Consider the following 14,624-nt stretch of genomic DNA (forward strand, 5'->3'; position numbering starts at 1 on the left):
TATTCTTCTGTCATTCATGTTTGCGGATACTGGATTTTGGCTACCGACCGGATCAAGGTGGAAACCTATTTAAACGAAACGGAATTCTCCCGTTTGAAGGAACTCTCGGCACAACTTAAATTGAGCCGATCGGAACTGTTTCGACGGCTTCTTATGAATTCACCTCTCCCCAATGCCCGGGATTTTGAAGCCGCCCAAGCGATCCTTGATATGCTTCAGATCAATGCTGACCTCGCCCGTCTCGGGAACCTTCTGAAGCTGGCACTTGATGAACCGTTAAGCGCCGATCTCTTGCGCAAATACGATGACTTGGCCGCCACCATCAAATCCACCCAGGACGAGTTGAAGGATGTGGTGCGCAAGATCGATCGCACGATCGCACGCGGTGCGAAATGATCGCCAAGAAAATCCCTAAAAGACCCGATATTCCCGATAACTACAAAGAACTGGCCGAATACATCGCGGCAGCCAAGGAACCCGGGGAAAAACTGGACAAGTTCTGGATTGAGAACTGTGGCGCCGGCGAGACGCTGGACGATCTTGAACTGGCCTTGCGCGAAGTCTATGCCGTCCGCTTGATGAAACCCGAAGTCACGGACAAATCGTATCACATGATGGTTTCTTTCCGGCCGGGCGAGAAAGATCGGCTTTCCGAACAGTATCTGAAGGATATTGCTTCTGCTTATGCCGATGGCCTCGGCTTTGCTGAACATCAATATGTGGCCGGTACGCATATCAATACCGACAATTTCCACATGCATATTGCCTTTAACAAGATCCATCCCCGCACGCTTCAGGTCATCAATCCGTTTCGGGATTTCAAAATCCTTGATCGGGTCTCCCGAAAACTGGAAAAGCAATATGGCCTCTTTATCGACCGGGGCATGGCCCAGAGAGAAAAACAGGGTCCAAAACTGTCGCCTTCAGCTCGCGATTACGAGGCGCAAACATGGCAGGAAAGCTTCCAGAACCATGTTCTTCAACATCGCGAGGATCTGCTTGAAAAAATCAACGGCGCTGAAGCCTGGCAGGATCTGCACAGAATTCTTGCCGAACACGACATCGAGCTAAAAAAGCGCGGTAACGGTTTCGTTCTGGTCGGTCCAGATGGTCAGGGCATGAAGGCCTCGGCGCTCGATCGTGACATGAGCAAATCCGCCTTGGAAAAGAAGCTCGGCGATTTTGTTCCCCCGGTCAAAGAAACAGATAATAAACCCGCCCTCCCTACGCACCCAAAACGACGCTACAAGCGTCGGCCGACAATGCGGCATCCGCGCATGTCGCCTCTTTGGCGGCGATATCTGAATATTCAGCAACCTCTTCATCGTCGCAGTACGCTTCTGTCTCGCACGATTTCAAACTGGAAGCTGTTTCTGCTCAGTGAAGCCTATCGCGATCCGCTCGCGATGGTGTTCCTCATCGCCCAACAGGAATTCATACATTTGGTATTTGGCGATGATCGACCGATACCGGTTTCCAAACTCGCAGCCCCTGCCCTTGCCGCGTGGCGTGAAGCTGGAAAGTGGGCCGATGCAAAATCCTTAAACTGGCTGGCAGATACTCGCTCAACTGGTCGGGGATGCCGACTGGATGATGCCGGCAACCTTCTTGTACCCTTCAAGGACGAGAACGGTTTTATGCTGGCTGTCCGCATATATGCCCCGGGCCAGAAAAGGATGTCGATCGGCAATATCAAGGCACGCGGGCTGACACACATCATCGACACCAGAAAACAGATCAATTCCGGGCCGGTGATCTTCACGGCCGATTATGCCGATGCGGTAAAGATTCATGATGCAACCCGACGCCCCGTCGTGATTGTCGCAGATCCTCGCGAGCTGCAGTCGGTGATAAAACGCTATCGCAAATCCAGTCCATTGATCAAACCGGTTGTCGCAGGAAAGTCCGAAGCAAAGTTACCTGGTACCGGTTATGTGCAGATGCCGAGCCAGGACGATCAAACGGAAATTCGCCGTGCCTTTTCCCGTGCCACAGGGGACGAGGCATTTCTCGTCTGGGATGCCTGCCCGGAATGGGCGACCCCCGGCAATTCATCCTGGCTTAAATCTGCCGGCATTCGAGGCTACGGCGTTAAAGTTACGCCTGATGGTGAGGTCGCCGTCCCCCTCAAAGACCGTTCCGGCCGTTTGGAAAACGTCATTCTGATCGATCAAAAAGGAAAGCAAAGAACCCTCATTGATCCGGTTGACAATATTGCGCTCTCTCATGTGATCGATCCTGCATGGCGAGATGAAAAGGATACCGTCATCATTCCACGGGACTATGCCGATGCAGCGGCCATCCATCGAGCAACACGTTGCCCTGTTGTCGTGCCTGAAACACCTGACGACTGGCATGCTGCCCTTGAACAGGTCCGCATACGGTACAGTGAAGCAAATATCGTTCTTGCCCTGGGTAAAGAGGAATTGCCCGGGGAGATGGTAGCGGCCGACAAATTTACCGCTCAGATCGTTCGGCCGGCACGTGCGGAAACGTTCAAGGAATATGCGTTGCATGAACCGTCCCGATCTGCTGCCCGTCTGATGGATACGGGTCGTGCACATTTCAACTTTGACCCTGACAAATCGGAATCCGAATTTGTAAAGCTGCAGGATCAGGACGGAACTGAACGTTACGTTTGGGGCGTTGATATTGCCGTTGCTGTCAATAGCTCCGGTGCAAGAACGGGCGACTGGATCACGCTTGATATCGCCGAAAAGAAGAAAGTCGAGGTCGTTGAAAAATATCGCGATGATCAGGGCAACCTTCAGAGCCGCACGGTTACAACTCACCGGAATATCTGGAAAGCGGAAGTTCGACCAGATCCTGAAACAGTGCCATCAATGACCGCTTTGCGTAATGAAATGGCCGTCCTGGTTGGCGATGATGGGTGGCTTGCATGGCAGCAAGCGTCCCGCCCAGACAAGAGGGTTGTTTCTGCCCGGAGCGATATGGGCACAGAGAAGGCGTGGGCTGGTTTTCGAGTGGATGATGCAGGAAATGTCCTTATCCCTCTCAGAGACGGCGGAAACCGCCTTGCAGCCGTTTATCGCGTCAATGAAAGCGGATCCGTTGAAACTTTGGTCGGCACGGGTAGCGATAAAGGTCTGCATCATGTTATCGGGGAACGGATATCAAAAGATCCTGACGACCCCATTCTGATAGCAGATGACCTGATCAGCGCCATTGAGCTAAACCGTCTGACGAACAAGCCAGTTGTCTGGTCAGTGAAATCGGAAAATCTTGCAGCCGTCGGAAAAACTCTACGCAGATTTAATCCCGATCGGAAGATTGTCATTGCCGCTATGGATGCGCACATGGCCGTCGAAAACAAGCCAATGGTACATGCGAAGAAAGCAGCAATCGCCATCGACGCCGATTTGCTCTCCCCTCCTCTGTCTGATCAGGACAAAAAACGCAATAAGATGTCCTTCGGGGATATATTGAAAACCGGAAAGATAGACGCAGTTAAAAACGCTCTTAAGACTGCTGGAGTTGATGGTGATGACACAACTCGGAAGCGGCAAAAAGATCATACGAGAGGGATCTAATGAAACCGCATGTTCGCCTATACATCCTTCAAACTGGACAATCTTTCACTCACCATCAAAAGCTGCTGCTCAGATAATCGAGCAATGTCTTCAATGAAGGCTGATTCAATTACTTCTGTATTTTTTATTTCTGATTTTTGGACCGCGGTTGAATTGAGTTTGTCACGTTCCGAACGCGACATTTTTTCTATGTCTTCGGGAATGCCTTCAAAAAAGAAGTCAATTTCAACACCAAACATTTGCGACAACATCTGAAGATGTCCGGCTTTGTAACGGTCCCGCCCAGCTTCAAATTTCTGGATTTGCTGGGGAGAAATTCCAAACAGGCCCGCCAATTGTTGCTGTTTGACACCCAAAATCTTGCGCAGCATCTTGATGCGTTCTGCAACATGGACATCGATTACGTGCGGGCCGTCAAACCTTCCAAGCCTTCGTTTCATGGTTTCATTGATATGGAGGTTACAAACCGAGAGTGAATTTTGCTGCACTCATATTTGGCACATATTTAAGGTTGATATTGCTAAACTCCGCTGCGATCCCAGTCCTTAAAATATTATTTTCTGTCAGATACTCTTTGGTGTTCGAAGATAGGAACACTATTGGCTTAACCACTCCAGCGTTTCGCAGAGATGTTACGGCTTCAAGGTAAGTCTCGTAGACTAAACAATCTTTTGAGGAATCTTTACCGCGCCTTGCTGGAGCGATACACGCATTCATCCGTGCGAATGCTTTGGTCGGGATTCCGTTTCCAGGCGTTATCTTTTGGAGCTCGGTGAGCCATCTTTCTACAACACCACGCGTGCGCCCAACATGACCGTCGAGATGGGCAAGATCAATGGTCCCCGGAGCACCAAAGACGGTGGAGAGCTTGTTGATACGATCTATCTGTTCCTGCAGTTTTTTTAGGTTACGTTCCGCCTCCTCTTGGACGGGTTGATCGTGAACGGCGAACTCGATCGCAACCTGTTCTGCCATAAGGCATATGAGATTTCCAGCTTCCGCCGCAACCACAAGGTCTATGGCGGCTTGCCGATCATGGGGCTTAACTGTTTCACGCGTTGGGTCACGCATGATATCTAGAATAGAGCATGTGTCGATGCACAACACTGGTACATCCTTAGATGCAATCGCATGCGCGTCCATCACCTTTCAATGCTCTTCGTAATATGCAAGAAGAGCGACAGCGGTCTCGAAGTCGGCCGCTAGAGTATGCGCGGAATCCTGATCCCAACCATCCACCTCATGGAGCCAACGAGCCAGTTTATCTGCATCAGGTTTGTCATCAGCACGATGAACGGCGACAAGAAAGTCGAACCAGCGACGTTGATCTGATGGGTGACTTGCTCTTGTCGACTTGTTGGCTGCACCCGAAAAATGTTTCAACTTTATAGCCGCTTCCAGAGACAACCAATCTTCAAGCGTTTGCTGGTCTTGGGTTGTCGAGATAGTGAAGCCGAATTGGGTAGCAACTGGCTCAGCAATTTGTGCGATAAAATCCTTAAGCAAAGCGTTGTATTGGGCGAAGCTGAGGCTGCCCTTCTCCAAGGGAACGATGTTAGGCACATAATAGCCGTCTTCGGTTCCCCATAGAGTCAATCCGACAGCGGGATGGTCGTTGTCGGCATCTCGTTGAAAAAGGACTACATCCTCGAGAGGGACGGTGTTGTGCGCCACCTCTTCCGTCCGTTTCAAATCCACTCGCCAAGAACCGACTGCCGCTGCTATCAACCCTTCGCGTAGTTCGGGCCGTTTGTCTATTGGCCCGTGAATGGCCATGTCTTGAAAGACTTCAAGTTTTTCTGCCACATCTACCTCTTCGAAATATCTCAGTTGCCTACAGATCACAGCGGAAAGCGGTTCAGAACCCTCGCTCAAGATGGCAAGATACCGCTGGCAACAAAACAAACGGCCACATTTGCTCCGAATGATTTCCTCGACGATCCCAGATCGCTCCAGATCAACATATTACTCATACAATATTTAATCGGTAGGTATGTCATATACAGCAAAATATGACATTCAGACTGTCACATCTTCCGAGCCTACGTTTCATGTATTTCGGTGCATCTAGCCATATTTATTATAAACTCTCTTATCTGGAATTGATCCTTTCGGTGGTTAAACTCGCCGCCGTTTTATCGATACCCTGTTTTCTCTCCATTTTATAGCGGATGAAGAGTACGGCTGAAAAGATCAGGCTAAAAGCCACGAACGGTAACATTGCCATTTCGTTTAGTAGAGAATATCCCGATGCGGCTAAACACATCCCTGCAACAGTCCAGAGCTTTCTCTCTGGTGCCAGTTGCAATGTTAGCCAAATCCCCAGTGCTGCATTGACTAAGATCCAAACCGGTGAAGCTGGCCCCAGTGACATCTTAAATGGCCACGGTGTCCAGATCATCCCGAATCCAACAGTCGCGGACAAACAATCCGCCGCCAAGTGAATAGAAATACCTACATACAATCCAGCAATGCCATAAAGAGGTACTCGGTTCTTAAAAAATAAAAAAAGCAGCCACGGGATGAGAACTGAATGGGTGATAATTGATCGATGATGCAGAATTGGCAGTAACAACAAATCTATATCTGGAAGCCATAAGCCCCCCCAAATTCCCAAAGCATAGGGAACGGGTTTAGCTAACATGTGTTTAATTGGATCCATTTTTCGGCTTAATCCAGTATTTCTTAATTGGAAATCTTTCAGTCAATTGCACTCAGGACAGTTTCCTCATTCTAAGCACCGGACCAACTCCAATAGGTTTCAATTCCTGCTCCCCATCCGCCGATTGCATATCGCTAGGGTGTGGCCCCAGACCGCACTTCAGTTATACCCTAGGGACAGAAGACGTTGTATGCTTCTGTTTGTCTGGGATAGATGGTAAGCAATTAAGTAATGGTAACAAAGAAAAATAGAGCGCAGTCGACCGGCGAAACTACAGCTATTACCGGGTATTGGAAACAGTACGAATATTCTGCATGCGTCCTCTACAAACTTATGCAGGACGGTTTGCTCAATGCCATATCGATCGCAGAACCAGCTGCCTGTATTTTCGACGATTTGGTGCTCCACACCAATGGGGGCATCCTTGCCACTCAGGTTAAGAGTGAAAAGAGCGCGACATATGTTTCCCTCCGCACAGAGCTAAAAGACTCACTCATTGCAGAAATGGCCACTTCTTGGCTGAGCCTCAAGGAGCGTGTTGAAACAGGGGAAGTAAACTTACGCTACATATTTGCTGGTCTCTTTAGTACTTCTGACACTGCTCTTGCGAACTCCAACGCTCAGGGAGCTCGTCACAGTGCAGCGTTTGCAGATTTCATCTCCCGTACAGAACTTTGCGACGATGTTATCGCGAGTTCAGTCTGGAGCGACACGCTCACGGATCTCCGAATTAGATCTGGCCTAGATCAGTTGGATTTTTTAGAGTTTTTGAACCATCTTGATCTGAAGGATGAAAGAGAACTACAGGCAAATGCCCTATCCAATTTTGGTCCTATAGACCGTTCCAAAGCTGCAGAGGTATTAAGCCTGATTCCGAGACTTGTTCGAGCCTCAACCCCAGGTCAAAGATATACTGAGCAAGATCTGATAAACAAGTTGGGGTGGCGCTCGAGGCTCAGCCAGCATAACCTTCACGTCTTTCCAGTTCCACCGGACTACCAAGAAAATGAAGCTACAGAGAGAAAACTCATTGATCTCATTGAGCGGACGACGCAGGGGTATATCGCGCTTATTGGGCCTCCGGGAACCGGCAAGTCCACACTTTTGCAACGTGGTTTATTTTCTAACCAGAGCTACAGTATATCGAGGTATTTAGCTTTTCTTCCCGGCCAGCGGCAAGGCCTTGGCCGAGCAGAAGCAAGCGAATTCTTAAACGATATAATTGCCGAGCTTCGTAGCCAGGGGTTCTACGCCTCAAAGTTTACCAACGACAACCTATCCGGGTTGAGGAACGAATTCGTAGGACAGCTCGAAGCGGCAGGTTCCAGGTATAGCACCTCAGGTAGAAAAACACTCATTGTAATCGACGGGCTCGACCATGTACCTCGTGAGGAAAACCCAGTAGCAAGTTTTCTAGCTGAGTTGCCGGCTGCTGCTGCTGTTCCTGAAGGCGTCATTTTTATCCTCGGCACTCAGCGTATCGAACTCCCGGGGTTACAAACAACGATTATTCAACAAACCAAAGAGGCTGGCAGAAGTGTCGCGATTGAGCCACTGAGCAAAGCATCTATATTTGCATTAGCAGATGCCGCCAACCTTCCTTCTTTCGTTGACAGGGAGGTTCTCTTTGAAATTACTAGTGGTCATCCTTTGACTGCACGCTATTTCATTGAAGCACTTCGTTCAGTCACTGAAGCGGAAGTTGCACTGAAGATTCTGTCCGATATCGATGGTTTGGGACGGTCTCTACAACAAATATATGAGCGTGTTTGGCAAAAACTCGACACAGCACCATCATCTCGCTCCGCTCTAGCTCTTCTCGCGCGTGCGGAAGGAACGCTCTCATGCGAACAACTTGCTGATGTATGTAGCGAAGAGGTGGTCGATGACGTCATTACGACCGCTGGTTTTTTGCTTTTGACGGATCAGCAAGATCGTCTTTCCATTTTTCACAACAGCTTCCGGCTATTTATAGTACAGGAAACCGGACGGAAGTTTGGCAAGCCCAGTATTAACACAGAGAAAGATATTCACTCAAAGCTTGCATTGATAGCCGGCAAAGCGCAGCCCAGCGACCCACAATATTGGTATCAGCTTCGATATCTTTCACGCGCTGGAAATTTAGATGGAGTCCTCGCGCTTGGAACAGCTGACTACTTCCGAAGATCACTTCGATCATTCCGGCCTTCCGGCGAAGTCTACACAGATTTACGACTTACCTATGCTGCGGTGAATCCTACGCGTGACCCTGTCCTTCTTTTAAATCGACTGCTACTTGAGAAAGAAATTGATTATCGGCTTGATGCAGTCAGCAGCCTAGATTTTATTGAGCTTCTTTTGAAACTTGGCGATGTTGAACTTGCGACCCGTCACGCTCTTGAAGACAGAGAAAATGGCGAAGGATGGCTCAAACTCGTCGACCACTTCTGGTTAATGGGAGACATTGAGCGCGCTCGGCAAGTGTTTCTCGCAAATGAGCCCCTTGAAGTTCTTTTCTCTGGAGAAGGTTTCGATCCACATAGCGCAATGAACCTTGCGCGCGGATGGATCGAGAGAGCGCAGCGGTTCCGCCCACTTGCCAAGCTCGGTGAATTGATAGACTCCCTTGTCATTCAAACTCATAGCATAGACGACGACAAAGGCTCTCAGACGCGCCGCGAACTCAAGTTCAGCTTAGCCTTAGGAACTGTGTGCGATCAACGCATTACCGACTTTTCAGAAATCAAGACACTTCTGAAGCTAACTGATCACGAAATAGCCTGCTTGGCTGTACAAGCGGCAGAATTCGCATTTCAAGAAAAGAGACAAGAGGACGCCCGTGAATGCCTCGTACTCGCCTCCAGTAAGCTTGGCACTACCCACCAATTTTGGAGACGCGCTGCAGCCTTGATTGCTTGGAAACTCGGCGATCTAACCCTCGCAGTAAAACTGGCCTCTGCGCTAACGGTTCCCCGGCTCACTCGTCATAACGCAATACAAAATAACTTAGGAGACTTCTCACAAGCGATAATTGAGACTGCCTTCCTTAGTAAAATTCTTGACGTTGCACTTCCGGAAGAGTCTAGAACACGTGACTCAGAAGACAGTACGCTTCTGGCAAACGCCCACACAAAATTATGTGAGATAGGAACTCTGAAGGCACTTGCCTCCCAGCAAGAAACCAGCCTGACGAAACGAGCGCTGAATTCCATTGTCATCTTTTTTGCTCAAGCCCAGCCAGATATCCACGATTACACCGCCTATCAGTTTTATGGCTCTCTTAAAGGCATTGCTCAGCATCTGGTGGACATAGCCGAAACTTGCGAGCAAACAGCGTTCAATGAATTTATTGCGAAAGTCGATGAAAAGCTCATGCTCGGCAACAATAACCTTGCGAACTCAGAGGGTTTTCAGGTCGAGTTTGCAAAAGCTGTTTTCGACGTCAATGGAGATGCTGATGCGGCGAAAACGCGTATTGATCGTGCACGGGCTAAGGTACGGGTCGACCGCACTCCCCATGAGGCAGTAGATACCCATGTATCACTCACTAACGCATACTGTCACATTGGCCTCATTGACGAAGCCCGTGCCACACTTGATGTTATGCACGAAGATACGTTCGGCTATTGGTTACGGGCTAAGAAGGAGCCACAGTACGTTTTTTGGGCTTGGTCGTTCCTGAAAGCCTGTGCGAGTTCTCCAGGCAATATGGAAGGCTCTTCCCTTGCCTTCGCGCAGTTAATTCTTGGTATGGACGAAACTGCGGGGGCTGATACGGCAGCCCGGTTGGTTCCTGATGTCTTGGAAGGTGCAGGGGTGAGTCCTTGCGTTCTTGCAGGTGTCACTAATAGGTTACTCCAGAGTGATCTGGCCTCTTGGGAGCGCATTGTGGAAGCTGCGCTTGCCTCGATCGCTAAGCATGACCGAACTCTGTCCGGTTTAACCATAATCGCGTGTGCTTACCTGATCGTGCCGTTCGCAGCAGGTGGGATTGAGCGATGCCTGAAGATAGCTCTTCCTGCGCTGACACCTGATGAAAGGGCGGGGCCAATCTCAATTCTTCTATCCTCGATCCAGCGCTGGTGTCCTCCCTCACAACGCGAGAGCATTCTTAAAATGATTCTGGAGTTCGCTCCAGAAGCCAAACCCTTGATCGAACCGATGATAGAGTGTGCTGCTGAAGTCGCAGAAACGCTTCGCACAGTTACACACGGCGAACCGAGAAGCCATAGCTCTGAAAGCAGCGTCTATGGTGAGATAAAGGCGGATTCCTTAGAAGCACTTCTTGCGGTCGGCGACGGAGAATCAACCTACGGTGATAAGATTGATTATTCATATGCCCGCGCTGCTGAAGCTCTCATCCAGAGTTCAAACAAGAAAGAAATTGAGGATTTCCTCTCCAAGCGCCCCCACATCATTGCAGACGCCAAAACCGCTTGTGCAATTTCACGCCGATACCTACAGTTCGGTCTCCGTAAGCAGGCAGAGAAATACTTTGAGATTGCCGAAAATGCTGCTTTGTCCGGGTACTGGTCATCATTCATGGGCGGTCAGAAACTTGCGGTGCAGCAGCTTCGGCTGGAACTAGAAGGAAAAGCCGCGATAGACAAAGGCTTTGATTCCTTAGTCAATGAGCTCTCTGCAGGCCAGACATACGGCAGTTCGCTTTTCTTAAATCTCAATGAAGTACTTGAACTGATTGCAGATCCCATTCCTTATCGGGAGCTATGGAATGAGACGGAAGAGCACCTAAAGGCATATCGCGAGTTTCGGTTCGCCAGACCGGTCGAGATAATCGAAAGCGTTCATACATACTCCGACGTCCTCGCCTTCATAGTTGCCTATGCTTTCAAGCTGTGCTGTCCAGAAGTCACCATTCATGCGCGACGAGCTGCACGCCTGATTTCAGATAGAAGTTCAGGCGAAGACTTCGTTTCTAAGCTGGCACTTTATTTGAGAGACTGCCCTGATGGATTGCGCGAGTATGCGGCCATACTGGACAGTCTGCGAGCGACGCCATCTTTGCGTTCATTCGTCGTCAAAGAGGCACAAATGCTCACTGGGGATGACGACTTTATCGTCTCGACAATAGGGAGAAAGGTGCTGAATGATTTAGAGGAGGAAATAGAAGAACTCCCGGCAACTGAATTACCTGCCTTCTATACCCTTTTTCCGTCTAACTCCGACCAGGCAGACAATTTCGATCCCCCCCCTGGACTACTCTCTGGAAACCGACCTATTTGGTCAGATGACCCGTGGACTTGGACATCGATGCTAAGAGGTCCACTTCGTCTCCTTACGAATGCTAGTGATGTACCTTTAGAGATGCTGCGCAGGCGATGCGCAAGCTTTATGAGCAAAGAAGGCGGGAAAGCCGCCTTCGGGCCAGAAATTGAGGACAAGATTTTAGAACAACTCCGCAGATTGAATCTGCAATTTGCTTATCGGAGACCGATGGCATCGTCATGTCTCCGCGCATTTGGAAAAGTTGTACGAGAACTGGAACGTGCCGATGCCGTAGATCAGAGAGTTTTTCGAGCTCTTTGGGATGAAATTGGTGGACCGTCTCTTTTTAGCTTCCCTCCTGAGAATACTCCTAGGCCAGACTGGCTGGAATGGCCAACTGTACCCACGCAGAAGTATGGCGGAATCGACGACAATCAATGGCTCGAGCTGTGCGATTATATGCTTCAGTCAACGTTATTGTCGGATGAATTTATTCTGGCTGAAGATTCCTATTTCGAGGTATATGCCGCTCGTGCATCAGCCGACATTCATCGAACGATCTTGCCTAGCAATGTTAATGTGACAGAAGGTATCATAGGATTACCACGGCTTTTCTCATACGACTACCTTCGGCCAATGTACAAGCGAGAGGAAAGTCCCCTCGTTTGCCGCCTTCCTGGAAATCTCTTTGAAGACTTCGGCAACGACACCATCACGGTTTGCCCCTTTGTTGCGCAAAAACTCGGTTGGCAACGAAGTGATACCAATCCGCTTGAGTTGCATGACTCTTTGGGAAACCTTGCTGCTAGAACCATCCGATGGGTGGAAGGTACCAAGCTTAAAACTCTATATGACGCAGAGAGATATGGCACGGGACAGCTACTAATTCTGTCGTCTGCCGGAAGGACTCAACTTGAGGCAACAGTGGGTCCGTTAAACTTAGCAGCAAGGGTCATCGCAACTTTTTCAGGAGAACAGGAGAAAAACTTCCGTCGTGAGGTCGTTGCGGCTGATTAGCGCTCGGAAAAAAAGCTGCCCTGATGTGACTTTTCTGTCATGATGAGCAAACTATGTGACCATCTTTCTGATGATGGGCCTTATGCTCCGTCCAGCTGGTTTAGGTGGGGGTTTATTGAGTAGCGATCGCGAGCACCATTACATGTCGAGCTTTGGTCCGGTTTGCTTTTTGATTACATTATCTATTCTTTGTTTTGGCTTACTCAACGGCGAGACAGCGCTTTCGTGACCAGATTGCGCCATGAGTAATAGCGCCTCTTCGTGAGCCTGTTCTCTGATTTCAGCAGAGTGCGCCCCTGGTACATCAAGCCTTCCACTATTATAAAACTCTTCGGCTATAGCGAGCTTGCACTGAGCAACAAGCACTTCATGCCTAGGCGCAGAAATAATCTCAAGCTTTTTTAATGCCTGATGATAGGAGGCCAATGGTCGGGGAATTTCGGGTGTTACGCGCTCTGTCTGCTCGGGGTCGAGCTGGCTTCTTTCTGCACTGCTCTTTCTTGCATGCGCTTGAGAGAAGACTGCATATCTTGCTTCAATGATTCGAGTTCGGATGGCGTCAACCGAAGGGGATTTTCGGAGGTGGCCGGCTTCGCCTTGAGTGAGCTGGTCGATGCCATATCCAAATGTCTCCTTCCAAAAATCATTCATGGCAGAGCCATGTTTCTGATCAATAGCCTCTAACATACTTGGTTTCACGGCGATGTTCAATGCACCTAGATGCGCCGTCATTACAGCCGCAGCAATCACATTGCCGCCCCTGTTCTCCAGAAAGCCACGTAATGATGCAATAGTACCGCCCATTGTCAGCGTATCGTCGAAAACCAGATATTTGCCTCCCTTCTTAACGGGACCATCGAATGACGGATTGAATGCAAGGCGGTAATCGGCACCTTCGCCGGTTCTGGCGACACGCTCCGTTTGGAATATAGAAACATCAACGTCCAGCCCCAACCTCTTGCCGACTTCAAACGCCATTGCCAACGGTATTTTATTATGTCCGGAAGCCTCCTCAGCAAGCACAGGTACTATTCGCGGCTGATCGTTTCCTATTATGTTTCGGATCTGATCAATCGTTCCGTTGCGCAGGAGACGTTCCGCCAAGTCATGGGCAGCATCCGTATCACCAGCTTTGGCGAGTGTATATTCCGGCTGCTGTTGCAGCTCTCCCAGATCGCCATTTCGGATAACAGCTGGGAAATTGCCCCATGGTGAACGTTCGGCCATTTGTCTATTTAACCCCAGAGTCTAAATGCCTTCAAAACCTACTCTGTAACATCCGGCTCAGGATAAGCGATCTCCCAACACTTATTGAAAGACATGTTGTCGATGTGTTGTTGTGGATCAAAAAAAGTTCCAGCAAGACTGCTTTCTAGGTCTTCACGTGATAATTCTGTGTAACTTAGTCGAGTTAGTCCAGCTAAGTTCGGCGACACCACGCAAAGCGATATAGAACCTCGGTCTTCAACATTGTTCGGATATAGGAAGGCTTTAATGCCTTTAGCCAAAAAGGCATCCCTAACGCCATCCAGATTGAAGTGGAGTTCGTGATCGATCTCATTTTTTTCCTTGCCCTTCATAATTTGATGATGGTGTTCATAAAACTGAATGAAGTAACCATTGTTGCGCGAGTATCCGCAAATATCGTCAAGCGCTTTGGCAAGAGCCAATTTCGTCGTACTGCCGAAATCCTTTGAGGCTTTCGGCCATTTTTTTTCAGTAAATTCAACAGCATGCAGCCTAGGTGCAGTAACGGTTAGGTTGGAATGGCGAAACCCACCATTCCGATCTCGTGGATGACGTCGCAATTGTTTACCAATCGCGTCCATCCCTGCCTTCTCCGTACCGAAATGTGTAAAGATTGGAAACGTATCGAACTTATAGATGCTGCCGTGATACCAAACGTCCATACCAGCCACCTTCTTTATCAAAATGCACCAACGGCTGATGTTATCGACAGTAACATCTTGTGTCAGTTTCCTTTTTACCCGTTGAGCACGACTTGTCGTGCGAATAAGGCAGGATGAGTATGAAATGCTCGTTCAGTACCGGTACTGAACCTATCCTGCCTAAGAAACGACAGGGTAAAGTTGTGCGAAGTTCTGCAAACATCTGCAATCTCTTGCAAACTCCTGCAATGTGGCCGAAACCCTCCAAACTGTTGCAGTCCGCGAGATTTTGGGCGAAAA

The 14,624-nt window shown here is 49.1% G+C and carries 9 protein-coding genes; 3 read left to right on the top strand and 6 right to left on the bottom strand.

All coding sequences use genetic code 11. The features are described 5' to 3' along the window. Nucleotides 1–36: 36 nt before the first annotated feature. Together TH468_RS19490 and traI are read left to right on the top strand one after the other, a co-directional pair. Complete coding sequence (locus TH468_RS19490) at nt 37–396, top strand: hypothetical protein (RefSeq protein ID WP_063095912.1); 360 nt, start codon at nt 37–39, stop codon at nt 394–396. Then, nucleotides 393–3,551, top strand: a complete 3,159-nt coding sequence (gene traI / locus TH468_RS19495; RefSeq protein WP_063095910.1) for a TraI/MobA(P) family conjugative relaxase — start codon at nt 393–395, stop codon at nt 3,549–3,551. Before TH468_RS19490 ends, traI begins: the two co-directional genes overlap by 4 nt. A 17-nt stretch (nt 3,552–3,568) precedes the next feature. Here traI and TH468_RS19500 read toward each other — a convergent pair whose 3' ends face one another. The 4 genes from TH468_RS19500 to TH468_RS19515 all read right to left on the bottom strand — a co-directional run bounded on the left by TH468_RS19500 (nt 3,569) and on the right by TH468_RS19515 (nt 6,213). After that, on the bottom strand, nt 3,569–3,991 hold the full coding sequence (locus TH468_RS19500) for a helix-turn-helix domain-containing protein (RefSeq protein WP_063095908.1): 423 nt from the start codon (nt 3,989–3,991) through the stop codon (nt 3,569–3,571). A gap of 19 nt (nt 3,992–4,010) precedes the next feature. Beyond that, the gene (locus TH468_RS19505) at nt 4,011–4,694 is read right to left on the bottom strand and encodes a PIN domain-containing protein (RefSeq protein WP_063095906.1); all 684 of its coding nucleotides are present in this window, start codon (nt 4,692–4,694) and stop codon (nt 4,011–4,013) included. 6 nt (nt 4,695–4,700) lie between these two features. Further along, entirely contained in the window at nt 4,701–5,357 is a 657-nt protein-coding gene (locus TH468_RS21520; RefSeq protein ID WP_139190037.1) for a hypothetical protein, read from the bottom strand. 286 nt (nt 5,358–5,643) lie between these two features. Continuing rightward, complete coding sequence (locus tag TH468_RS19515) at nt 5,644–6,213, bottom strand: hypothetical protein (protein ID WP_063095902.1); 570 nt, start codon at nt 6,211–6,213, stop codon at nt 5,644–5,646. A 231-nt stretch (nt 6,214–6,444) separates the two neighbouring features. On the opposite strand from TH468_RS19515, the gene TH468_RS19520 reads away from it, so the two are divergent. Further along, nucleotides 6,445–12,435 carry an ATP-binding protein gene (locus tag TH468_RS19520; RefSeq protein ID WP_063095900.1) on the top strand — a complete coding sequence of 1,997 codons (5,991 nt, stop codon included), beginning with the start codon at nt 6,445–6,447 and terminating at the stop codon, nt 12,433–12,435. A gap of 138 nt (nt 12,436–12,573) precedes the next feature. Here the strand turns inward: TH468_RS19520 and TH468_RS19525 are convergent, their stop codons facing one another. Both TH468_RS19525 and TH468_RS19530 read right to left on the bottom strand, forming a co-directional pair. Then, entirely contained in the window at nt 12,574–13,662 is a 1,089-nt protein-coding gene (locus TH468_RS19525) for a phosphoribosyltransferase (RefSeq protein ID WP_063095898.1), read from the bottom strand. A gap of 38 nt (nt 13,663–13,700) precedes the next feature. Next, complete coding sequence (locus TH468_RS19530; protein WP_139190038.1) at nt 13,701–14,264, bottom strand: hypothetical protein; 564 nt, start codon at nt 14,262–14,264, stop codon at nt 13,701–13,703. Nucleotides 14,265–14,624 lie beyond the last annotated feature (360 nt).

It is taken from the genome of Thalassospira sp. MCCC 1A03138 (genome assembly GCF_002115785.1).
Lineage (GTDB): Bacteria > Pseudomonadota > Alphaproteobacteria > Rhodospirillales > Thalassospiraceae > Thalassospira.

What these genes read in the sequence shown, in the direction of transcription:
- TH468_RS19500 (WP_063095908.1), bottom strand. Translation starts at nt 3,991, where the DNA reads ATGAAACGAAGGCTTGGAAGGTTTGACGGCCCGCACGTAATCGATGTC.
- TH468_RS19525 (WP_063095898.1), bottom strand. Translation starts at nt 13,662, where the DNA reads ATGGCCGAACGTTCACCATGGGGCAATTTCCCAGCTGTTATCCGAAAT.
- traI (WP_063095910.1), top strand. Translation starts at nt 393, where the DNA reads ATGATCGCCAAGAAAATCCCTAAAAGACCCGATATTCCCGATAACTAC.
- TH468_RS19505 (WP_063095906.1), bottom strand. Translation starts at nt 4,694, where the DNA reads ATGGACGCGCATGCGATTGCATCTAAGGATGTACCAGTGTTGTGCATC.
- TH468_RS19515 (WP_063095902.1), bottom strand. Translation starts at nt 6,213, where the DNA reads ATGGATCCAATTAAACACATGTTAGCTAAACCCGTTCCCTATGCTTTG.
- TH468_RS19530 (WP_139190038.1), bottom strand. Translation starts at nt 14,264, where the DNA reads ATGGACGCGATTGGTAAACAATTGCGACGTCATCCACGAGATCGGAAT.
- TH468_RS19520 (WP_063095900.1), top strand. Translation starts at nt 6,445, where the DNA reads ATGGTAACAAAGAAAAATAGAGCGCAGTCGACCGGCGAAACTACAGCT.